This is a genomic window from Mycolicibacterium frederiksbergense (assembly GCF_012223425.1).
GTDB lineage: Bacteria > Actinomycetota > Actinomycetes > Mycobacteriales > Mycobacteriaceae > Mycobacterium > Mycobacterium frederiksbergense.
The window spans coordinates 3,800,583-3,821,689 of the sequence record NZ_CP038799.1 but is presented as its reverse complement, the minus strand read 5'-3'; the positions used below and the strand labels follow the sequence as shown (position 1 = coordinate 3,821,689).

The following is a 21,107-nucleotide window of genomic DNA, read 5'->3' as shown; positions in this document are numbered from 1 at the left end:
TATGTCCGGCTATCGCGAACTTTTCGACGCCAGTGTCACCGACCCGTCGGCGTTCTGGGCCGACGCCGCCAAGGGCGTCACCTGGACCAGGGAACCCCAGCGGGTGCTCGACGACAGCAACCCGCCGTTCTACCGGTGGTTCCCCGACGGGGAGCTCAACACCTGCGAAAACGCGCTCGACCGGCATATCGCCGAGCGCGGCGACCAGGCCGCGCTCATCTACGACTCCCCGGTCACCGGGAGCAAGCGCGTCTACACCTACCGCGAGCTGCTGGACCAGACCGCCCGGTTCGCCGGCGTCCTGCAGGGGCTCGGCGTCACGAAGGGTGACCGCGTCGTCATCTACATGCCGATGGTGCCCGAGGCCGTCATCGCGATGCTCGCCTGCGCACGGCTCGGCGCGGTGCATTCGGTGGTGTTCGGCGGATTCGCCGGCCACGAACTCGCCACCCGCATCGACGACGCCCGGCCGACCGTGGTGGTCTCGGCGTCCTGCGGTATCGAGCCGACCCGCATCGTCGAGTACAAGCCGATGCTGGATGCGGCGCTGCGCCTGGCCGAGCACTCCACACCCAAATGCGTGATCCTGCAGCGCGAACAGCACCCGTGTGAACTGGTCGAGGGCCGCGACGTGGACTGGGCGCAGGCGATGGCCGCCGTGCAACCCGTCGCGCCGGTGCCGGTGGCCGCCACCGACCCGCTCTATGTCCTCTACACCTCCGGTACCACCGGCAAACCCAAGGGGATCGTCCGCGACAACGGCGGGCATGCGGTGGCGCTGATGTGGACGATGCGCCACCTCTACGACATCGAGCCCGGCGAAGTGTTCTGGGCCGCTTCAGATGTCGGCTGGGTGGTCGGGCACTCCTACATCGTGTACGCACCGCTGATGCTGGGTGCGACGACCGTGCTCTACGAAGGCAAGCCGGTCGGTACCCCGGATGCCGGCGCGTTCTGGCGGGTCGCCGCCGAGCACAACGTCAAGGCCCTGTTCACCGCACCAACCGCGATCCGGGCCATCAAGAAAGAGGATCCCGACGCCACGCTGCTGGCCGACTACGACCTGTCGAACCTGAAGTACCTGTTCCAGGCCGGCGAGCGGCTGGACCCCGGCACCTACGAATGGGCCTCGGAGAAGCTCGGCATCCCGATCATCGATCACTGGTGGCAGACCGAGACCGGCTGGGCGATTGCCGCGGACCCGATGGGCGTGGAGAAGCTGCCGGTGAAACCGGGCTCGGCCACGGTCCCGATGCCCGGCTACGACGTCCGGGTGCTGCGCCTGGACGGCTCGGAATGCGCACCGGGCGAAGAGGGTTCGATCTGTATCAAGCTGCCGCTGCCCCCGGGCACGCTGCCCACGCTGTGGGGGGAGGATGACCGCTACATCTCCTCGTACCTGACGGCGTTCAAGGGTTACTACCTGACCGGGGACGGTGGGCACATCGACGACGACGGGTACCTCTTCGTCGTCGGGCGCACCGATGATGTCATCAACGTGGCCGGGCACCGGATGTCCACCGGTTCCATCGAGGCGGTGCTGGCCGGCCATCCCGCGGTCGCCGAATGTGCGGTGATCGGGGTGGCCGACGAGCTGAAGGGGCAGGTGCCCCGCGGGCTGGTGGTGCTCAAATCAGGCTTCTCGCCCGACGGGGTGGCCGATGAGCTGATCGACGCGGTACGCAACGACATCGGCGCCGTGGCGAGCTTCAAACTCGTGGATGTGGTTGCCGCCCTGCCGAAGACTCGATCCGGCAAGATCCTGCGCAAGACCATGCGCGGTATCGCCGACGGCCGCGACGAGCCGGTGCCGTCGACGATCGAGGATCCCTCGGTGCTGGACGCACTCAAAGAGACGCTGCGTTCCCTCCGGGCCTGAGACGGGATCAGCGATTTCGTACCTGAGAAGGCTCTAAGCAAAGCACCTTTACGGTTCGGCCAGGAAAATGGATACTGATTTCTTTGTGAGACCCGACAGAGAGATCCATCAACCGGTGATACAGGACCAGAGCGCGTATGTAGCATGCTGACCGCGCCGCACGAGCACGAGCACGGCCGTTCCACCGATGAACTCGCTGAGCAACTGCACTGGCATCTGTTCCGGCTCATGACAACTCTGCGTCGCCAGGAGTACGACCGGACCGCCGGCGGCAACCTGACGATGACCCAGTGCTCGGTGCTCTACTTCTTACGGGACCAACGACGAGCCCGGATGTCCGACCTGGCCCGTGCCGAACACGTGGCCTTGCCGACGATGACCAGAGCTGTGCGCAGGCTTCATGAACTCGGCTTGGTCAGGCGGCGGCGCGACCCCTCGGATCACCGCAATGTCTGGATCGAGATCACCGAGGAAGGTGACGCGGCCCAACGTGACGCGGTCACCGAAGTACGCGAAACGATCCTCACGACACTGAGTCTGACAGAGATTTCTGCTCTGACCGACCTGCTGGAATCGCTGAAGCGACTGTCCACCGGCCAACCAGTCGACGCCGGGCCCAACCTCACTGAGTGACAGCATCCGCGACGAATAACGGAGGTCCTTGAGGGTCACCGGTGAGGTGATCCCCAAGGACCTCTGCTAGACGTTCGGCGCCGGCTAGCGAGCGCTACCGGAACCGGCGCTGCGGCTGGTCTTCACACTACGTGGGGACTTCGCACCTGATTTGCTGCTGGCTGCATTCAGACCGGACGGGGCCGACGCCTCCGGGGTGCTGTCTGCATCGGTGCTGTCGTCCGATGTCTCGGTCGCATCGGTGCTGTCGTCCGAAGTCTCGGTCGCATCGGTGCTGTCGTCCGACGTCTCGGTCGCATCGGTGCTGTCGTCCGAAGTCTCTGTCTCCTCGTTGTCCGCGACGGCGTTGTCATCAGCCGGAGCCGGTGCGGTTCCGGCGACATCCCCGACAATTTCCTCCGCAGGCGCGGCCGGGGATTCTCTAGCGGTGTCCAGAGAGGCAAAGGCGGTGTCGTCGGCGGGCTCGGTAGCCAGCGTGATCGTGCTGTCACCGAAGCTGACGTCGGCAACCGATGTCGGCGCGAACTCAGCGGTGACAGGTACCACCACGGGGGCTGGCGGTTTGATCGCGTTGGCAATCGCTGTGGGCAGGTTTCGGAAGAAGAAGTCGAACGTGCCACGCGGGCCGAACAGACCCGGGAAAACCTGACCAGTGGGATTGGGCGTGGTGGGATCGATGGCGAAGCCTGGGACGTAGCCGTTGACGAAGGCACTGATGATCCGAATCGGCGCGTTGATCACGTGGCTGACCAAACTCAGGAGATCGCCGGCGCGCACCGCGGCAACGATGCCATCCATAACCTCCGCAGTCTGGAACGTCGTCGTTACCGCAGGCCCCAGCAGCGCACGCGCGAAGTCACCGAGCATGGCTCGGCTGAACGTGGCGTCGAGCACCCGCCCGAGTGGAGCTGCCCCAATGGACTCAGCGAAGTCACCCGGGATCAGCAACGCATCCAGCAGGGCCGTGCGACCGGGCGACAGCACGTCGATGAGGAACCAGTTGTTGAACGCGCTGAATGCCTCGACAAACTCACCCTGTGCCACGTAGCCGACAATTGTCTTCAGCAGCTCCGGCAGCTGGTTCGCGTTGAGGCCGCCACCGGCGCCCGCATCCCTGAGTGCTTCGATAATCCGTCCGCCGTACTGACCAGGTGCCTGCAGCAGTTGGGTGACGATCAACAGCGGATTCGCGACATTAGTACGGATGAAGCTGGCGAGCTCCTCCTGGAAGCCAGGGTTGGCCAGCGAACTAAGCACTGCGCCAGCGGCGGTCGCGCCATCGGCGCCCGAGGTGAGAAGTCGGTTGATCGTCTTGGCTGCGTGCTCGTTCAGCACCTCGAGTGGATTGTCGAAGGCGGTCAGTTCAACCGTTGCCGAGCGGACATCCGACAAATTGGGCAATGTGGGGGTGGCCACTACGGGATTGACGGCCAGCGCACCCGCACTGGCCACGGCGACACCGGCCACCATCACCTTGACCCGCGTGGATGCTGACTGAGAACGACGCGAACGATAGTCGCAGACCAGGGCTGCGGCCGGAAGTGCTGGTTGCACGGGTATCTCCTCGGTTTCAATGGGCCCCATTGGGCACTGTTGCGAAACCTAGAGGCAGGTCGTGGATCGGAAAACAGATCGAGCACTAACTATTAGTGCTACTAGCTAGATGGGTGCGCGGAACGACTTCCATCCGCCAAGGTGTGGCCACCGACCATGACAGGAGTCGGGCTTGAGCTCGTTCGCCACGGCGACCGCGGCTGCCCGACAGACCGGCCGAAAGCCCGGCGTCCGGGCATGGTCGAGGCTGGCGCGATCACGCTGTCCTCTCGCCGGCAGCCCACGCAGTAGCGATCCCGCAGGCGTGCAGAACGATCTTGACCGCGATGCGGGCGCCGTCCGAGGACCGAACCGAGTAGTTACGACCCTCCCCGCCCGAGTCCGGGAAATAGGTGGGGCGGCCGAGACCCCGGCCTGTTTGACGCCGAGGGTCTCGGGGTCCTCAACCTGCCGAGCGATCCGGCGTAATCGCGGGTTCAACGGTATCGCCTCGATGACGGTCGCCTGCGAAAAGCTCATGTGGATACACGCTAACTCAACAGACTCGGGCCGCGAGGTGTCCCTAATGCCAGGCTCAGCTCCGTCCCCGGACCGATGACCGCTTCCTCGCTGTCGACAAGCACGACCACCCGGTCGGCCTGGGCCAGCCCCTCACACTTGGACGACACCTCAAGCACGGTGATCCCACGGGCTCGCGGCCCGACCCACAGCGCAACCTCGGTCACCACGTGCAGTGGAACATCATCGGCGAGCAGCAATTCCGGCCGCACGGCCAACTCTCTGGCCACCCCGATGCCCACGGTGCCCTGCCCCCGCAGCGTCGCGGCATTCGCCATGGTGATCACGGCCGTCCCCACGCCACGCCGACGAAGACGGCGCCGGTCCACGGTGCGGTCGGGATGGGACGTCATCGCCTGGCAAGGTACGCGTCGCATCAGTCGGCAGGCCAGGCCCCGCGGCGCAGCAGCCGCAGTCCGTTGAGCGCCACGATGATGGTCGACCCTTCGTGGCCGGCGACGCCCAGCGGTAAGGGTAAGTACCAGAACAGGTCCCACACCACCAGTACCACGATGAAGGTCCCGGCGATGGCCAGGTTGGCCAGCACCATCCGGCGTGCGCGCCGGGCCAGGGCCAGCACCGCCGGGATGGCGGTCAGGTCATCGCGGACGGTGACCGCATCCGCCGTCTGCAGGGTCAGGTCCGCGCCGGAGCGCCCCATCGCGATCGACGCGTGCGCCGCCGCCATCGCCGGGGCGTCGTTGACACCGTCGCCGATCACCAGCACCCGGCCGGGCAGTTCCCGCACCGCGGCCACCTTCTGGTCCGGCAGCAGTTCTGCGCGCACCGCACCGATACCCACCTCGTCCGCCAGATGCGCCGCGGCTCCGGGATTGTCCCCGGTCAGCAGCACCGGCGGATGCGTGGTGAGGCGGGACACCGCGCGCACCGCATCCGCCGCGGCGGGGCGCGCGGTGTCACGCAGCCCGATCGCCCCGGCCGGCACTCCGTCGATGATGACGACGACGACGGTCACACCGGATCGCTCCAGTTCGGCGACCTCCGGGATCGCCGGACCCGGTACCGCACCGGGATTGACCACCTCGACGTGGCGCGACTGCACCGTCGCCCGCACCCCGCGCCCCGGTACCGCCTGGAAGTCGAGCGCCGGCGGGATGTCGATCCCGCTGTCGCGGGCATGCGCGACGATCGCCCGCCCGAGTGGATGTTCGCTGTAGCGTTCGGCCGCCGCGGCCGACCGCAGGATGTCCCGCGACGGGGCGGTCACCACCCGGGGCGTGCCCGTGGTGAGGGTCCCCGTCTTGTCGAAGGCGACGGTGTCCACGGTGGCCAGATGTTCCATGGCGACAGCCGATTTGACCAGCACCCCGTGCCGCCCGGCCGTGGCGATGGCCGACAGCAGCGGCGGCATGGTGGCCAGCACCAGAGCACACGGGGAAGCGACGATCATGAACGTCATCGCCCGCAGCAGTGCCGAGCGCAGATCTTCACCGAACAGCTGCGGCACGACGAACAGGGCCAGCGTCGCGGCCACCATGACCACCGAGTAGCGCTGCTCGAGCTTCTCGATGAACAGCTGGGTGCGCGCCTTGGTGGCCGAGGCCTCCGCCACCAGGGTGACGATGCGCGCCACCACGCTGTCGGCCGGGTCGCGGATCACGCCGGCCTGCAATGCTCCGGCCCCGTTCAGGGTGCCTGCGAAGATCTCGTCGCCGGGACCGACCGGGACCGGTAGCGGCTCGCCGGTGATCGAGGACTGGTCGACGTCCGATGTACCGGCCAGCACCGCGGCGTCGGCCGGAATGCGCTCGCCCGGCCGCACCTGGATACGGTCACCGACCCGCAACTCGGTTGCCGCCACCACGCGTTCGCCACCGTCGTCGATGAGGGTGGCGCGGTCGGGCGCCAGGTCCAGCAGCGCACGCACCGAATCGGCGGTGCGGGTGGTCGCCACGTCCTCCAGGGCACCCGATGTCGCGAAGATGACGATCAACAAAGCGCCGTCGAAAACCTGACCGATCGAAGCGGCGCCGACCGCGGCCAGCACCATGAGCAGGTCGACATCGAGGCGTCGCACGGCGAGCTCCCGCAACCCGTCGAGTCCGGGCCGCCACCCTCCCGCGGCGTAACACACGAGATACAAAGCCCACCAGATGATTTCGGGCGCACCGAGGAGTTGGGCGACCAACCCCAGCGCGAAGAACATCAACGCCACGGCCGCCCACCGCACCGAGGACAGGGACCACGCCGCACTGCGGATGGACCGGGTCGTGCGCGCTTCCGGCTGCCGAACGTCCGTCACCATGTTCACATCAAAACATGTAAAGTTCTACATGTCTAAAGAGAAGCCGTACGCCGTGGTTCAATTGAAAGATGGGACACGGCGTGGACGGACGCACCCCTCCGGTGACGTCCCTGGACCCCGCCTCGGCGGTCAAGGTCGCCGAAACGCTGCAGGCCCTCGCCTCGCCGAATCGACTGCTGATCCTCACCCGGCTGCGCCAGGCCCCGTGCACGGTGACCGACCTGTCGTCCGCTGTCGGGATGGAGCAATCCGCGGTGTCCAATCAGCTCCGGCTGCTGCGCGCGCTGGGCCTGGTGACCGGCGATCGCGCGGGCCGCAACATCGTCTACCGACTCTTCGACAACCACGTCGCGCAGCTGCTGGACGAAGCGGTTTTCCACATCGAGCATCTGCGCCTCGGCGCCCGCGACGACACCGCATAGGCCAGGACACCGGCGTTTCGCCGCACCGCTTTCCGGATCGGCGGCCCCGGCAATACAGCTGTATGGAGCAAATTCCGTCGAATTAGCACTCGGCTGGCGCGGAAGCCGCTGACCGGCGCAGCAAAGATACTGATCGCGCCTGCAATATTTGCTGAACTCGGCTGCCGCGATTTCATCCGGGTATTTCACAGCGGCGTCCGGTACCGTCCGGCGGCCCGGCGACGGTTCCGTCGACCCTGCTCACCTGCTAACTTCGCTGATTGTGTGCACCCCATCGGGGGGAACGCCGATATTCGGACGACTCAGGAGTGAAACACCGTGAAGACCACCAGCATCGCGGCCGCGTTTGCGGCTGCGGCCATTGCCGCCGCAGGGGCGATCACAGCATTCAGCGCGCCGAACGCGATTGCCGACGACCACAACGCCGTGAACACCACCCACCTCGGGAGCCAGGCCGAACTCGTCGACGGCAACGTCGTGCAGGGCTGGACGGTCACCGGCCTGAAGGTCAGCACCGACACGATCCCCTACCAGCCCCACGGCACCCTCTGGGAGGCCACGGCCACCGACCATGCCATCCAGGGCAGTGCGATCCCGATCGTGTCCAACTTCAACGCCCGCGCCCGGGACGGCCAGACCTACCGCGCGCTGTTCGGCGTCGCGACCGCTCAGGGCGTCAACCCGGCGACGCTGGCGCAGGGCCAGCAGACCTCCGGCAAGGTCTACTTCGACGTCACCGGCTCCGCACCGGACAGCGTCGTCTACGCCACCAACGCCACCGACCTGATCGTCTGGGTCACCCCGCCGCCCGCCGCAAGCACCGGTGGTGGCGCCGCGGCCAGCGGCACCCGGACCTACCAGGCACCGGCCACCGAGGCGACGAGCACCGAGACCTCCACCACGGAGACCCCGGCCGCTCCCGCGGACGCCGAGGCGACCACACCAGCACCCACCACGGTCCCGGCCGAAGCCGGCCGCCAGGGCACCCCGCTGCCCGAAGGCACCGCGGAGACCGCTGCGGTCCCGGCCGGCAGCCAGGGCACGCCGTTGCCCGAGGGCGAACCCGGACTGACCCCGGCCGGCGTGCAGGAAGCCCCGGCGGCTGCGGCCGTGCCCCAGCCGAGGCTGTTCCCCGGCGGAGGGCGCCGCACCGGCACCGGCGGCCGTGGAGGGCACTTTGCCCGGAGACGAAGCCCGCATCGACGGTGGCAGCCAGGGCACCCCGTTGCCCGCAGGCGCGGCACCGGTCACCACCCCGGTCATCGCGCCGCCGGCGTAAAACCCTGCTTCACAACGTAATCGGCGCCCCGGTCCCATCGGACCGGGGCGCCTTCGGGTCTCAGACCGGGTGCCACAGGCCGAAGCAGTTGGCCTGGGATAACTCAACTTTTCTCCGAGGCGACGCGCCATGCTTACTGGCGCACGCGCATCAGTGCGATTCCTCGAATCGCCGACGTTGCCGTACCCCGTAGGCCGCCGCCTTCACGGCTTCGTCGTCCTCCATCCCCGAACCCAACGCGCCGCCCAACGTGGCGATGGCGGCCACCAACCACGAGATCAACAGCAATGACGAAAAGCTGACTGGCTGACCGATGTTCTGAGACACCAGTTGCGGCGGCAACGTCCACCACGCGGTCACCAACAGCAAGAGAAATAGCGCGATGTGGAAGACAATCACTCCCAAGGTCAAAGTGATGTCAGTCGACGCGTTGTACAACGCCGCACGGTCCCGCTCGTCGGGCGATGAGGGCCGTTCCCACAAGCCGTGTTCGACAATGAGCCAACCGATCATCGCTGCGCTCGCCAAGACCGTTGCCGCGCCCATCCGCCACGGGCCCATGGTGACCGACAATTGCCAGATCGTCGGATAGGCAAGGCTGACAGCTCCGGTCGCGAACGCCGCCATCATCACCTTCGACATACCGGTAACCAGTCGCCACGGGCGGTTTGCGTACACGATGCCCGCGAGCAGCCGCAGGCGCGGAAGGGCTGACTGCGACATAGCGGACAACGCCGTCGTCCTGTATCCGCGCCAGCCCGTTCACCTGCGTTTCCCGTTGGCCCGACTGCCGCGACACCTCGGCCACGACCGTGCGCGCCACCGATCTCACTCGACGATCGATGAACGCACCACCCAAACCGGGGATGCAGATGACGCCGAATCGGTCGCGCACGCTGATATCGGCTATGACCGGCGTCTTGCCCCGTCGCCGCGGCAGATCGGTGAGATAGATGACGATGTCTTCTGTCTCGTCGTCCGGACCCACCGCGCTGATGACGTCCGCCATCTCGGCATGTTCGTCGATCGGGAAAGCGTGCGGTCGCACAGCCACGTCCCAGCTGTCTCCGGCGGCGCCAAGGTCAGTGAGCATCTCCGGCAGCGAACCAGACAGACGCTCGGCGATCTTGGCCGGTGCGCCAGGGTCGGCGACCAGCAATATCGATGAGCGCTTTCCGGGCATTTACTTCGGCTACCCGCTCGGGGGGCAACCAAACTCGCCATGTTGGTCAGACGGCGACGAAGCCCGACCAAGCTGCAGGTGCCACCCCGATCGCGTTCGTCGGCCCGCTCAGGAGTGCGTGGTCCACCAGTTGTACAGGTGATCGAGCGTCGGCCCGGCCGGACGGCCCTGGGTCACCGCGATCATCTGCTGATCGATATCGGTCCAGGCCAGCATCGGATTGTCGTTCTGAATACCGCAGACAAGGGTGCCGCTGACCTCGTGCAGCGAGGCGTTGTGCCGCCACGGCCCGGGTGACTGGATTCGCCCCGGGCAGTCCACCACGGTTGACGTCGACGCCAGGTCCTCGATGGCAGCATCGAGTGCGGCGGTGTCCAGCAGCAGCGAGTAGGTGGCCGACATCGGGCCGCCCGGATCCCTGTTCACGGTGCACGCGATGGTGGACATCGCCCCTTGCAGCCGAGCCACCGGCTTGCACGCGCCGGCCGGGTACCCCTTCGGCAGCGCCTTCATCAGCCGCGTGTTGGGATCGTCGGCAGCTGCCGAAGTGGTTGGCGCCGCTGAGGTTTCCGGTGCCGCCGACTGCTCAACCGCGGCATCGTCCGGTGCCGACGGGCGCAACACCAGGTAGGTCGCTGCGGCACCGATCGCCAGCACGGCGGCGGTGATCCCGACGATGACGCCGATATTCGGTCCGCGCTTCGCCGGTGGGCGCGGGACGACGGGCGGAGGTGTGCCACCCGAATTCCATGTGCTCAACGCCGCTCCTCCTCACGTTTCACCGCTACCACGCTAAGCGATGGACAGCGCAATACCGTCCAGGATGTCGTGCTCGCTGACCACGAGTTCGCTCAGGCCGGCCCGTTCGGCCAGGACCCGGGCCAGTTCCTCGACGATGATCGCGCCGCCCGGAATGACATCGGCCCGGCCCTCGTGCATGGGCCCGAGCGCCAGCCGCTGCTCGCCGGACATCGCGATGAGCTGCGCGCAGACCGGCAGCAGATCGCCGAAGGCCGTCCGCGACAGGTGAATCGCCGCAGGGTCGTACACCGGCAGCCGGTGCGCCAGCGCAGCCAGCGTGGTGAAGGTGCCGGCCACCCCCACCCAGGTGTGGGCGCCCTCGACCGGGACCACCGCCAGGGCTTCGGCCAGCCGTTCACGCACCACCGCCCGGGCGGCGCCGATCTCGGCTGCCGTCGGCGGATCCGTATGCAGGCAGCGTTCCTTGATCCGCACACAGCCGATATCGGCGGAATAGGACGCTGTCACCTCCGAGTCGCCGAGCACCAGTTCGGTGGAACCACCGCCCAGATCGACGACGATGAAAGGCGCTGCGCCGGCGTCGAGTTCGCCGACGGCCCCGCGGAAGGACAGCTCAGCCTCCTCGGTCCCGGTGATCACCTCGGCGACTGCGCCCGGCGATACCGAACCCAGCAGCCGCGCGGTCATCGCGAAGAACTCGTCGCGGTTGCCGGCGTCGCGCGCCGCCGACGTCGCCACCATGCGGACCTTGCGCACGCCGTGCTCACGCATCAGGTCGGCGTAGTCGGACAGCGCGGACTCGGTGCGTGCCAACGCTTCCGGGGCGAACTCCCCGGTGGCGTCCACCCCCTGGCCCAGTCGCACGATGCGCATCTCGCGGTGCACATCGCGCAGCCGCCCGTCCTCGCCGGGTTCGGCGATGAGCAGCCGGATCGAGTTGGTGCCGCAGTCAACGGCACCGACCGTCATGTCCACACCTCGCGGTCCAGGATTCCGGCCATGCCGGGTTCGACGGCCAGCAGGGCGAGCGCCTCGTCGCCGAACGGGTTGACCCCCGGGCCCTTGGCCAACGCGTGCGCCATCACCACGTGCAGGCACTTGACCCGGTCGGGCATGCCGCCGCCGGTGAACGTGGTGCCCAGCGATTCGATGGCATCACGTTCGGCGAGGAAGGATTCGTGGGCCCGCAGATAGGCCGCCGCCAGCTCGGGATCCTGCGCCAGTCGTTCGGTCATCTCCCGCATCAGGCCCGAGGACTCCAACCGGCTCGCGGCGGCGGTCAGCACCGGGTGGGTCAGGTAGTACAGCGTCGGGAACGGTGTGCCGTCGGGAAGTTTCGGTGCCGTCTTCACCACGGCGGGCTCCCCGTTGGGACACCGGTACGCGATCTCCAGGACGCCGCGCGGCTCACGACCGAGTTGCTGCGCGACGGCGTCCAGGTCGGCCTGCTCAACCACCGGCGGGTGGGGGGTCGGCAGGGACGTCGGTCGGCTCCGCGGGCACCGGAGCGGGGGTGATCATCGGCGAAACCCCATGCGGGGCATCGGCGATGGTGTGCCACAGCGATGTGTACCACGGATCACCGGAGGCCACCTCCGGGGCGTCCGGGCCGGTCACCGGGGCCGCGGTGGCACCCGGGGGCAGCTGCACCTGGTAGGGGATGTCGCCGGGCATCACAAAACCCAGCCGTTCGCGGGCCTGGGCCGCGATGAACACCGGGTCTTCGAGCTTGATCTTCTGCTGCTCCAGATCCGCGATCTGCGAACGGAGCTGCGCTTCAACGGTTTTCAACTGATTCATCTCGGTTCGCTGGGCGAAGTAGGTGCGCACCGGGCCGGCGATGGTCAGCGTGAGCACACACACCACCGCGGCCAGGATCGCCGCCCGCCGAGCCGCCGACCCGAAGCGCTGATCGGACTGCTGCTCGGCGGATTCGGCGACCGATTTGCGGATCGCCTCGGCGACGGTGTCCGGCCCGGCGTCCGGGGATCCCGCGCCGGTTTCCAGGGGCTCGGCCGCCGCTTCCCGGGCCTCACGGCCTTCCCGGCTCTCGATGGCGCGCGGTTCACGCCGCGACGCCGCACGCGGACGGCCCGCCCCGCCCGCCTTGCCCGGCCTGGGGGCAGGGCCGCGGCGGCGCGGATCGGGCCGTTTCGCGTCGGGCATGGAACGTTTCTACTGGCTCGCAGGCGCGAAACGCGGGAAGGCCAGGTCACCGGCGTAGCGGGCGGCGTCACCGAGGGCTTCCTCGATGCGCAGCAGCTGGTTGTACTTGGCCACCCGCTCGCTGCGCGCCGGCGCACCGGTCTTGATCTGTCCGCTGCCCACCGCCACCGCCAGATCGGCGATGGTGGTGTCCTCGGTCTCGCCGGACCGGTGGCTCATCATGGTGCGGTAGCCGCTGTTGTGCGCCAGCGACACCGCATCCAGGGTCTCGGTCAGCGTGCCGATCTGGTTGACCTTCACCAGCAGTGCGTTGGCCGCACCCTTCTCGATGCCCTCTTCGAGGCGCTCGGGGTTGGTGACGAAGAGATCGTCGCCGACCAGCTGCACCCGATCACCGATCGCGGCGGTCAGCGCCACCCAGCCGTCCCAGTCGTCCTCGTCCAGCGGGTCCTCGATGGAGACCAGGGGGTAGGAATCCAGCAGGCCGGCGTAGAACTCCGCCATCTGCTCTGCGGTGCGGGTCTCCTTCTCGAACGCGTAACCGGTGCCCTTGGTGTGGAACTCGGTGGCCGCCACGTCCAGCGCCAGCGCGATCTCGCTGCCGACCTTGAAGCCGGCGCCCTCGATGGCGGTGCCGATCAGATCGAGCGCGGCCTTGGTGCCGGGCAGATCGGGCGCGAAACCACCCTCGTCGCCGAGACCGGTGGACAGGCCCTGCTTCTTGAGCACCGACTTGAGCGAGTGGTAGACCTCTGCGCCCCAGCGCAAGGATTCCTTGAAGGTCGCCGCACCGATGGGGGCGATCATGAATTCCTGGACGTCGACCCCGGTGTCGGCGTGCGCGCCGCCGTTGATGATGTTCATCATCGGGACCGGCAGAATGTGGGCGTTGGGTCCGCCGAGGTAGCGGAACAGCGGCAGGCCGGCCGACTCCGCCGCGCCACGGGCCACCGCGAGCGACACGCCCAGGATCGCGTTGGCGCCCAGCCGCGACTTGTCCGGTGTGCCGTCCAGATCCAGCAGCGCCTGGTCGATGAGCCGCTGGTCGTCGGCGGACATCCCGATGACCGCGGGGGCGATCTCGTCGAGCACCGCCTCCACGGCCTTCTCCACGCCCTTGCCCCCGTAGCGGGTGCCGCCATCACGCAGCTCGACAGCCTCGTGCTCGCCGGTAGAGGCACCGGAGGGCACCGCGGCCCGGGCGACTGTTCCGTCGATCAGGGCCACCTCGACCTCAACGGTCGGGTTACCGCGCGAATCCAGGATCTCGCGGGCTCCGACCTGTTCGATGATGGGCACGGGCTCCTCCTTGGTGAAGACAGTTCTCTTGCTCGGTCTTGTGCTCATAAGAGCCTAGAGGTTGCGGGCCGGCGCGGCGTGCTCAGCTGGGACGAGCGTCGGCGTAGGCGGTGGCCCAGTCCCGGACGCTGCGCGCGTACTGGTTGGACAGGTTGTAGGCGCGCAGCGCCTCCATCCAGCCACGTGGGGTGGACAGGTCCTTGCCACGCCAGCACAGATAACCCGCCGCCGACAGCGCGGCGTCGTCGAAGTTGTCCGGGCTGATGACACCGTCGTTGTTGGCGTCCACCCCGTACAACCGCCAGGTCTCCGGGATGAACTGCATGGGCCCCATGGCCCGGTCCAGGTGCGGATCCCCGTCCAGCACACCGTTGTCGGTGTCCAGGATCTGCATGTTGCCCAGCGTGCCGTCCAGCTGGACCCCGCGGATCGGCGGGCGCACGTCCCCGCCCGGGGCGACGGTGGCACCCTGATAGGTGCCGTGATGGCTCTCGACCATCCCGATCCCGGCCAGCGTCGTCCAGGCCAGGTTGCACTTGGGATTCACCACCTGGGCCACCCGCGCGGCGTAGGCGTAGGCCTCCAGCGCCCGGGCCGGGATACCGATCGCGGGCGCCAGTTCGGCGGCCCAGTCGCTGAGCTGGTCGGCGGGCCGCCCGGGGGCATTCGTGTCGATCTCGGGGACCGGGGCACCGCGCGGCGGCGGCACGCCCTCGGGGATCGGGTCACCGGTCTGGAATGTGCAACTGGAGGCCAGCAGCAGCAGCGCGGCGGTCAGCACCGCGGCCACCCGCCACCAACGGGCCCGTCGACTCGCCGCGCCGGGCACCGGTGCCGGTCCGGAGACAGCCGCGGGAACGGTCGGCGCCGGGCGCGACACACTCCCTACGTCGGACAAGGCTCTCCCTCAACCACCGGCAATGTGGGGCCGATATCCCCCGATCAAGAGTAACGGTGGCACCGACGGACAGCCCTGAACGCGCGGTTCGGCGCCGATTGTTGAGGTATGCCTATCCAACCTCGGTCGAACAGGTACTGTGCTGACATTCACTAGAGGAGGTTCGATGGGACGGCATTTCGCCTGGCAGATACCGGTTGTCGCGGCAGCACTGATTCTCAGCGGATGTTCGAGCAACGGCTCGGAATCCGGCTCGGATGCGACGACGTCGAGCGCCGCGTCGGGCGCGTCGGCGACCAGCTCTGCAGCGGCCGCACCCAATCCGCTGACCGAGAAGGCCGCCGCCGAGTACAAGGCCTACGCCACCGCCCAGATCGACGAACTCGTCGCCGCCGTCAAGGTGTTCACCGACGCGGTACGGGCCGGCGACCTGAAGGCCGCCCAGGACGCCTACGCCCCCTCGCGCGCGCCGTGGGAACGCATCGAACCGCTGGCCGGGCTCGTCGAGGAGATCGACGGCAAGATCGACGCCCGTGTCGACGACTTCTCCGGCGTCGACGACCCCGAATTCACCGGCTGGCACCGCCTCGAATTCCTGCTGTTCGAGAAGAACACCACCGATGGCGGTGCCCCGTTCGCCGATCAGCTCGACGCCGACGTCGCCGCACTCAAGGAGCAGTTCCCCTCGGTCGAGGTGAAGCCGGTGGACGTGTCCACGGGTGCCGCCGAGCTGATCGAGGAGGTCTCCGAGGGCAAGATCACCGGTGAAGAGGACCGCTACGCCAAGACCGACCTGTGGGATTTCGACGCGAACGTGCAGGGCGCCCGCGATGCCGTCGGCAAGCTGAGCCCGGCACTGGTGGAGGCCGATCCGGCGCTGCTCGGCAAGATCGAGGCCGGCATCAACTCGGTGTTCGAGACGCTGGGGCCGCTGCGCCGCGGTGCCGGCTGGGTGCTGTTCTGCACCGAGAACGACCCGTACCCGTCCGCGCGCTGCCCCGATGTGACCGTGACGCCGCAGGTGATCGACACCCTGAAGGCCGAACTGGCCGGGCTTTCGGAGAACCTCTCGCAGGTCTCGGGAGTGCTGAAACTGCAGTGACACAGCGGTCACCACGTCGCGGGATCTCCCGCCGCGGGTTCGTCGCGGGCGCCCTGGGCACCGGCGCCGCGGTGGGAGCCGGTGCGCTGGCGGGCTGTTCCTCGGACAGCTCGGCCGCCGCAGACAGCACCGCGGCACGGTTCATCGATTTCGAAGGCCCGCACCAGGCCGGGATCACCGCGTTACCCATCCCCGAACAGGGGTTGATCGCGTCGTTCAACGTGCACGCCCGCAATCGCGCGGAGCTGGCGTCCACGCTGCGCGAGATCACCGATGAGATCCGCGGCCTGATGGCCGGAAAGCCTCCGGAGACAAGGGATCCCGCCTATCCGCCGGTCGACTCCGGGATCCTCGGCGAGAAGCCGCCCGCCGACAATCTGTCGATTGTCGTCGGCGTCGGGGCATCCCTGTTCGACGAGCGCTTCGGGCTGGCGGACCGCAAACCCCGCGAGCTGGTCACCATGCCGTTCCTGGCCAATGACCGGCTCGACCCCAAGCTCTCGCACGGCGACATCTGCATCATCTTCGAGTCCGGTCACAACGACACGATGCAGTTCGCGTTGCGGCAGTTGATGCGTCGCACCCGCAGCGATCTGGTGTTGCGCTGGATGATCGACGGCTACGCGCGCGGCATAGGAGCCGGGCGCGCCGCCGTCACGTCGAGCGCCGCCGTCTCGTCGGCCGCAGAGACCGCCACCCCGCGAAACCTGTTGGGATTCAAGGACGGCACCTCCAATCTGGACGTGAGCGACGCCGCCGTCATGGATCGTCACGTCTGGGTGGGCCCCGAGGACGACGAACCGGAGTGGGCCGTCGGCGGGACCTATCAGGCCGTGCGCATCATCCGGAACTTCGTCGAGTTCTGGGACCGTACCCAGCTCGTCGAGCAGGAGGCCCTGATCGGGCGGTCCAAGCTCAGCGGCGCCCCGCTGGGGATGACGGGTGAGTTCGACGATCCGGACTTCGCGGCGGACCCGGACGGTGTGCGGATCAAGCTGAACGCGCACATCCGGCTGGCCAACCCGCGCACCCCGGAGACCGAGCAGAACCTCATCCTGCGCCGCGGCTTCAACTACTCGCGCGGTTTCGACGGCGCCGGCCGCCTCGATCAGGGGCTGGCGTTCGTCGCCTACCAGCGCAGCCTGCAGCGGGGCTTCCTCGCCGTGCAGGAGCGGCTCACCGGCGAACCGCTGGAGGAATACATCATGCCCGTGGGCGGTGGGTTCTTCTTCGTGCTGCCCGGGGTGACGGGCCACGACCGGTTCCTCGGCGACCGGCTCGTCGACTACTAGGGCGCTACTAGGGCTCTACTACTAGGGCTCGTAGTAGTAGAGTCCCGCTGGTGACCACGCCGGCCAGACGCGCGCACTGGCTGCGCGCTGCGCTGGTCGGCGTCAGCGCGGCGGCCGGCACCACCGGTGCGCACGGCGCGGCGTCGGGCATGTTCCCGCACGGAGCCGCACTCGTGGCGGCACTGCTGGTGTGCGCCACCTCGGGTGCGGCCACGGCGGGCATCCGGCTGCACAACCGCCACGCCCAGCTGTTCGGGCTCATCGCGGCCCTGGGCGCCGCACAGCTGCTCGGCCACCTGACCCTGGCGCTGGCCGGTGGGCATCACGGCGGGGGCGGTCTCGGCATGACCCCGACGATGCTCGCGGCCCACACCGCCGCGGCCGTGGTCCTCGGTATCGCGATCGGTGCCGTCGAACACCTGTACCTCGTCTGTTCATCGGTGCTGCGGTGGCTGCGGTTGTTCGCCACCGTGTCCCCGCGCCCGGGCCCTCCGCGCGCCCGTCGTCGCACCAACAACGTTGTCGCACAGTCACTTCTGTGGCATACCGGGCTGGGCATGCGCGCCCCGCCGATGGGTGGCGTCGCGACCGCTTAGCGGTCGCTGCTGTCACGATGCCGCGGCCTTCCGGTCGCGGCCGTCCGCACGCCTGCCGTATCGGGCGCTGCGTCCCCACCCATCGCTTCTGCCGAAGGCATGTCATGACCCAAACCGGCGACACCGTCGATTCCACGTCCCTCACCGACCCGGCACCACCGCGACGCAGTTGGCGTCCGTTCGTGGTGCGCCTGCACTTCTACGCGGGTGTACTCATCGCCCCGTTCATCCTGATCGCCGCCGTCACCGGCGGCCTGTACGCGATGGCCCCGTCCATCGAGCGCGTCATCTACGGCGACATCCTGACCGTGCCGGAGTCCGGCCAGCCGATTCCACTCGGCGATCAGGCCGCCGCCGCGCAGAACGCCTTCCCGGCACTGACCATGACCGGTATGCGCCCAGCCGCCGACGCGAAAGAAGCCACCCGGGTGTACTTCGCCGACCCCACCCTCGACGAGGAATTGCAGCGGGCGGTCTTCGTCGACCCGTATACCGGGCGGGTGCTCGGCGACGAGGCCAGCTGGCTGGGCTACCTGCCGGTCAGCACCTGGCTCGACGGCTTCCACCGGCACCTCAACCTCGGGGAACCGGGCCGCATCTACAGCGAGCTCGCCGCCTCCTGGCTGTGGGTGGTTGCCCTCGGCGGTGTGGTGCTGTGGCTGACCAAGACCGCCGCCGAACGACGCCGCGGACGACCCGGGCGCGTGCTGCGGCTGGACCGCAGCCGCACGGGCCGCGCCCGCACCATGAACTGGCATGGCGCCACCGGGGTGTGGCTGCTCGCGGCGCTGTTGTTCCTGTCCGCGACCGGTATCACCTGGTCGACGTACGCGGGTGAACACGTGTCGGACCTGCGCGCGGCCATGAACTGGAAGCGTCCGGCCCTGGACACCGCCCTGACGCCGGTGAACGCCGTGGTGCCCGATGAGCACGCCGGCCACGCCGGGCACACGGGGCCGGTCACCGATGCCGCACCGTCGGTGGTCGACTACGAGGCGGTGCTGCGCGCCGCGTCCGGGGCCGGGGTGCATCTGCCGCTGGAGGTGACGCTGCCCGCCGAGCCCGGACAGGGCATCGGCGTCGCCGAGATCGACAAGCCCTACCGGCTGACCACGAACGCCGCGTCGGTGGATCCGGTGACGAACACCGTGACCAGCCAGATCGATTACTGGCGTGACTATTCGGTGGTCGCCATGTTGGCCGACTGGGGTATCCGCGGGCACATGGGCCTGCTGTTCGGTCTGCTCAACCAGCTGTTGCTGCTCGGTGTGGCCGTCGCGCTGGTCGCGGTGATCATCGGCGGGTACCGGATGTGGTGGCAACGTCGCCCGACCCGCGGGTCGGCGTGGGCGCTCGGCCGTCCGCCGGTGCGCGGTGGCCTGCGGCGGTTGTCCCCCGTCACGATCGGCGTGCTGGTGGTGACCGCCGTCGCGGTGGGCTGGTTCCTGCCGCTGCTGGGAATCTCGTTGGCCGCCTTCGTGGTCATCGATGTGGTTCTCGGTGCGGCCAAACAACGTAAGGAGCGCACGGATGCGTAAATCTCTGCTCGGCCTGCTGACCGTCGCACTGCTGTCCGCCGGGTGCACGTCGACCACCGACGAACACACCGACCACGCGATGGCCTCCGAGGTGGTGTTCGAGGAACAGTGGGCGTCGGCCGGCGACGGCGAGATGGCCGCGGTGTTCGGCACGCTGGTCAACAACGGGCATCACGAGGCGCGCGTCGTATCCGGCAGCTCACCGGCGGCCGGCCGCGTCGAGGTGCACGAGGTCGCCGGTGATGCCGGGGCGAAAACCATGCGCCCCAAGGAAGGTGGAATCGTTCTGCCGGCCGGCGGCAGTCACGAGCTGGTACCGGGCGGTGACCACCTGATGCTGATGGATCTCACCGCACCGCTGGCGGTGGGATCCGATATCGAGCTGACGGTGCAGTTCGAGGACGGTTCCACGCTGCCGGTCACCGTGCAGGTGCGTGACTTCGCCGGGGCCAACGAGGAATACCAGCCTGAGCACGGCGGCCATGGTTGATGTGAACCGGCGGCGCCTCCTGGCCGGGGGCGCCGCCGCGCTGGCCGCCGGGGCCGCGCTGACGCAGTGCGGTGCAGCGCAATCGGCCACACCGGACGCCGACGGTTTCGGCGGTGTCGCCGAGCCGTTCCACGGCTCACACCAGGGCGGCATCACCACGGCGCCGCAGGCACATGCGCTGTTCGTGGCGCTCGATCTCGCACCGGACGCCGGACGCAGCGCGCGTGAGACGCTGGCCGCGGTGCTCAAGCTGTGGTCGACGGACGCGGGCCGGCTCACCCAGGGCCGTCCGGCCCTGGCCGATACCGAACCGGAGTTGGCCGGGCGCCCGGCACGGCTGACGGTCAGCGTGGGGCTGGGGCCGGAGTTGTTCGACCGCATCGGACTGGCGCACCGTCGGCCGCCGACCGTCATCGAGATGCCCGCGTTCCGGACCGACCGGCTCGACCCGGCGTTCTGCGGCGGCGATGTGCTGCTGCAGATTTGCGCGGACGACCCGATGGTCGTCGCACACACCAGCCGGGTGCTGCTGAAGAACGTGCGGGCGATGACGCGGCAACGTTGGCGCCAGAGCGGGTTTCGGCATGCGCACGGCGCCGACGGGTCGGGCCGCACGATGCGCAACCTGATGGGTCAGGTGGACGGCACCGCGAATCTGCGGGATGCGGCAGAGTTCGACCGATTCATCTGGGACGCTGGCGCCGACCAGCCCTGGTTCGCCGGGGGCACCATCCTGGTGTTGCGCCGGATCCGCTCCGAGATGGACACCTGGGACGAACTCGACCGGGCCAGCAAGGAATTCGCGGTCGGGCGGCGCCTGGACACCGGTGCCCCACTGACCGGGACCCGCGAGGACGACGTCCCGGATCTGGGCGCGCAGGTCAACGGCATCCCGGTCATTCCGCCCAACTCGCACATCGCGCTGGCCCGTCACCACAACGACGACGAGCGCTTCCTGCGGCGGCCCTACAACTACGACGATCCCCCGCCTGCCGGGATCACCACCGACAGCGGGCTGATCTTCGCGAGCTATCTGAGAGATCCGGCGCGCCAGTTCATCCCGGTGCAGCAACGCCTGGCCGAGGCCGATGCGATGAACCAGTGGATCACCACGGTGGGATCGGCGACGTTCGCGATGCTGCCGGGTGTGGCCGAGGGCGGCTGGTTGGGGCAGACCCTGCTCTCATGAC

The 21,107-nt window shown here is 68.5% G+C and carries 21 protein-coding genes; 11 read left to right on the top strand and 10 right to left on the bottom strand.

Annotated elements, in window-relative coordinates; genetic code table 11:
• Position 1 precedes the first annotated feature (1 nt).
• Together EXE63_RS21595 and EXE63_RS21590 are read left to right on the top strand one after the other, a co-directional pair.
• Positions 2-1,879 carry a propionyl-CoA synthetase gene (locus EXE63_RS21595; protein WP_168143629.1) on the top strand — a complete coding sequence of 626 codons (1,878 nt, stop codon included), beginning with the start codon at positions 2-4 and terminating at the stop codon, positions 1,877-1,879.
• Between the two features lie 144 nt (positions 1,880-2,023).
• Positions 2,024-2,512 carry a MarR family winged helix-turn-helix transcriptional regulator gene (locus EXE63_RS21590; protein WP_168143628.1) on the top strand — a complete coding sequence of 163 codons (489 nt, stop codon included), beginning with the start codon at positions 2,024-2,026 and terminating at the stop codon, positions 2,510-2,512.
• 84 nt (positions 2,513-2,596) lie between these two features.
• On the opposite strand, the gene EXE63_RS21585 is transcribed toward EXE63_RS21590, so the two are convergent.
• From EXE63_RS21585 to EXE63_RS21575, 3 genes are all read right to left on the bottom strand, one after another.
• Positions 2,597-4,066, bottom strand: a complete 1,470-nt coding sequence (locus tag EXE63_RS21585; RefSeq protein ID WP_168143627.1) for a hypothetical protein — start codon at positions 4,064-4,066, stop codon at positions 2,597-2,599.
• Between the two features lie 530 nt (positions 4,067-4,596).
• On the bottom strand, positions 4,597-4,977 hold the full coding sequence (locus tag EXE63_RS21580) for a hypothetical protein (RefSeq protein ID WP_168143626.1): 381 nt from the start codon (positions 4,975-4,977) through the stop codon (positions 4,597-4,599).
• Positions 4,978-5,000: 23 nt separating this feature from the next.
• A complete protein-coding gene (locus EXE63_RS21575; protein ID WP_168143625.1) occupies positions 5,001-6,890 on the bottom strand; it encodes a heavy metal translocating P-type ATPase in 1,890 nt (629 codons plus the stop codon).
• Between the two features lie 68 nt (positions 6,891-6,958).
• Between EXE63_RS21575 and EXE63_RS21570 the strand changes: the two genes are divergently transcribed.
• Both EXE63_RS21570 and EXE63_RS21565 read left to right on the top strand, forming a co-directional pair.
• Positions 6,959-7,312, top strand: a complete 354-nt coding sequence (locus tag EXE63_RS21570; RefSeq protein WP_168143624.1) for an ArsR/SmtB family transcription factor — start codon at positions 6,959-6,961, stop codon at positions 7,310-7,312.
• Between the two features lie 318 nt (positions 7,313-7,630).
• Complete coding sequence (locus EXE63_RS21565) at positions 7,631-8,611, top strand: MPT63 family protein (RefSeq protein ID WP_168143623.1); 981 nt, start codon at positions 7,631-7,633, stop codon at positions 8,609-8,611.
• 130 nt (positions 8,612-8,741) lie between these two features.
• Here the strand turns inward: EXE63_RS21565 and EXE63_RS33515 are convergent, their stop codons facing one another.
• Complete coding sequence (locus tag EXE63_RS33515; protein WP_366515291.1) at positions 8,742-9,314, bottom strand: hypothetical protein; 573 nt, start codon at positions 9,312-9,314, stop codon at positions 8,742-8,744.
• Positions 9,315-9,369: 55 nt separating this feature from the next.
• On the opposite strand from EXE63_RS33515, the gene EXE63_RS33510 reads away from it, so the two are divergent.
• Entirely contained in the window at positions 9,370-9,759 is a 390-nt protein-coding gene (locus EXE63_RS33510; RefSeq protein ID WP_366515289.1) for a hypothetical protein, read from the top strand.
• A 123-nt stretch (positions 9,760-9,882) separates the two neighbouring features.
• Here the strand turns inward: EXE63_RS33510 and EXE63_RS21555 are convergent, their stop codons facing one another.
• The 6 genes from EXE63_RS21555 to EXE63_RS21530 form a co-directional block, all read right to left on the bottom strand.
• The gene (locus tag EXE63_RS21555) at positions 9,883-10,533 is read right to left on the bottom strand and encodes a hypothetical protein (RefSeq protein WP_168143622.1); all 651 of its coding nucleotides are present in this window, start codon (positions 10,531-10,533) and stop codon (positions 9,883-9,885) included.
• Between the two features lie 33 nt (positions 10,534-10,566).
• Entirely contained in the window at positions 10,567-11,505 is a 939-nt protein-coding gene (locus tag EXE63_RS21550) for a Ppx/GppA phosphatase family protein (protein ID WP_168143621.1), read from the bottom strand.
• Positions 11,502-11,993 (bottom strand): DUF501 domain-containing protein, encoded by a 492-nt coding sequence (locus EXE63_RS21545; RefSeq protein WP_168143620.1) that lies wholly within the window; start codon positions 11,991-11,993, stop codon positions 11,502-11,504. Before EXE63_RS21545 ends, EXE63_RS21550 begins: the two co-directional genes overlap by 4 nt.
• The gene (locus EXE63_RS21540) at positions 11,986-12,702 is read right to left on the bottom strand and encodes an FtsB family cell division protein (RefSeq protein ID WP_168143619.1); all 717 of its coding nucleotides are present in this window, start codon (positions 12,700-12,702) and stop codon (positions 11,986-11,988) included. The genes EXE63_RS21545 and EXE63_RS21540 overlap by 8 nt, the downstream gene beginning before the upstream one ends.
• A 9-nt stretch (positions 12,703-12,711) precedes the next feature.
• Positions 12,712-14,001: a phosphopyruvate hydratase gene (gene eno, locus EXE63_RS21535; RefSeq protein WP_168143618.1), complete on the bottom strand. Its 1,290-nt coding sequence runs from the start codon at positions 13,999-14,001 to the stop codon at positions 12,712-12,714.
• A gap of 82 nt (positions 14,002-14,083) precedes the next feature.
• Positions 14,084-14,830, bottom strand: coding sequence for a lytic transglycosylase domain-containing protein (locus EXE63_RS21530; RefSeq protein ID WP_168145696.1), 747 nt, complete (start codon positions 14,828-14,830; stop codon positions 14,084-14,086).
• Positions 14,831-15,065: 235 nt separating this feature from the next.
• Here EXE63_RS21530 and EXE63_RS21525 point away from each other — a divergent pair, with 235 nt between their 5' ends.
• The 6 genes from EXE63_RS21525 (at position 15,066) to EXE63_RS21500 (ending at position 21,106) form a co-directional block, all read left to right on the top strand.
• Complete coding sequence (locus tag EXE63_RS21525) at positions 15,066-16,001, top strand: EfeM/EfeO family lipoprotein (RefSeq protein ID WP_168143617.1); 936 nt, start codon at positions 15,066-15,068, stop codon at positions 15,999-16,001.
• A complete protein-coding gene (locus tag EXE63_RS21520; RefSeq protein WP_168143616.1) occupies positions 15,998-17,293 on the top strand; it encodes a Dyp-type peroxidase in 1,296 nt (431 codons plus the stop codon). Before EXE63_RS21525 ends, EXE63_RS21520 begins: the two co-directional genes overlap by 4 nt.
• A gap of 50 nt (positions 17,294-17,343) precedes the next feature.
• Complete coding sequence (locus EXE63_RS21515) at positions 17,344-17,889, top strand: hypothetical protein (protein ID WP_168143615.1); 546 nt, start codon at positions 17,344-17,346, stop codon at positions 17,887-17,889.
• A gap of 104 nt (positions 17,890-17,993) precedes the next feature.
• The gene (locus EXE63_RS21510; RefSeq protein ID WP_168143614.1) at positions 17,994-19,427 is read left to right on the top strand and encodes a PepSY-associated TM helix domain-containing protein; all 1,434 of its coding nucleotides are present in this window, start codon (positions 17,994-17,996) and stop codon (positions 19,425-19,427) included.
• Positions 19,420-19,917: a copper chaperone PCu(A)C gene (locus EXE63_RS21505; RefSeq protein ID WP_168143613.1), complete on the top strand. Its 498-nt coding sequence runs from the start codon at positions 19,420-19,422 to the stop codon at positions 19,915-19,917. Before EXE63_RS21510 ends, EXE63_RS21505 begins: the two co-directional genes overlap by 8 nt.
• Positions 19,910-21,106 carry a Dyp-type peroxidase gene (locus tag EXE63_RS21500; protein ID WP_168143612.1) on the top strand — a complete coding sequence of 399 codons (1,197 nt, stop codon included), beginning with the start codon at positions 19,910-19,912 and terminating at the stop codon, positions 21,104-21,106. The genes EXE63_RS21505 and EXE63_RS21500 overlap by 8 nt, the downstream gene beginning before the upstream one ends.
• Position 21,107: the final 1 nt, after the last annotated feature.

What these genes read in the sequence shown, in the direction of transcription:
- EXE63_RS21595 (WP_168143629.1), top strand. Translation starts at nt 2, where the DNA reads ATGTCCGGCTATCGCGAACTTTTCGACGCCAGTGTCACCGACCCGTCG.
- EXE63_RS21590 (WP_168143628.1), top strand. Translation starts at nt 2,024, where the DNA reads ATGCTGACCGCGCCGCACGAGCACGAGCACGGCCGTTCCACCGATGAA.
- EXE63_RS21580 (WP_168143626.1), bottom strand. Translation starts at nt 4,977, where the DNA reads ATGACGTCCCATCCCGACCGCACCGTGGACCGGCGCCGTCTTCGTCGG.
- EXE63_RS21575 (WP_168143625.1), bottom strand. Translation starts at nt 6,890, where the DNA reads ATGGTGACGGACGTTCGGCAGCCGGAAGCGCGCACGACCCGGTCCATC.
- EXE63_RS21570 (WP_168143624.1), top strand. Translation starts at nt 6,959, where the DNA reads ATGGGACACGGCGTGGACGGACGCACCCCTCCGGTGACGTCCCTGGAC.
- EXE63_RS33515 (WP_366515291.1), bottom strand. Translation starts at nt 9,314, where the DNA reads ATGTCGCAGTCAGCCCTTCCGCGCCTGCGGCTGCTCGCGGGCATCGTG.
- EXE63_RS21550 (WP_168143621.1), bottom strand. Translation starts at nt 11,505, where the DNA reads ATGACGGTCGGTGCCGTTGACTGCGGCACCAACTCGATCCGGCTGCTC.
- EXE63_RS21540 (WP_168143619.1), bottom strand. Translation starts at nt 12,702, where the DNA reads ATGCCCGACGCGAAACGGCCCGATCCGCGCCGCCGCGGCCCTGCCCCC.
- EXE63_RS21525 (WP_168143617.1), top strand. Translation starts at nt 15,066, where the DNA reads ATGGGACGGCATTTCGCCTGGCAGATACCGGTTGTCGCGGCAGCACTG.
- EXE63_RS21510 (WP_168143614.1), top strand. Translation starts at nt 17,994, where the DNA reads ATGACCCAAACCGGCGACACCGTCGATTCCACGTCCCTCACCGACCCG.
- EXE63_RS21505 (WP_168143613.1), top strand. Translation starts at nt 19,420, where the DNA reads ATGCGTAAATCTCTGCTCGGCCTGCTGACCGTCGCACTGCTGTCCGCC.
- EXE63_RS21500 (WP_168143612.1), top strand. Translation starts at nt 19,910, where the DNA reads ATGGTTGATGTGAACCGGCGGCGCCTCCTGGCCGGGGGCGCCGCCGCG.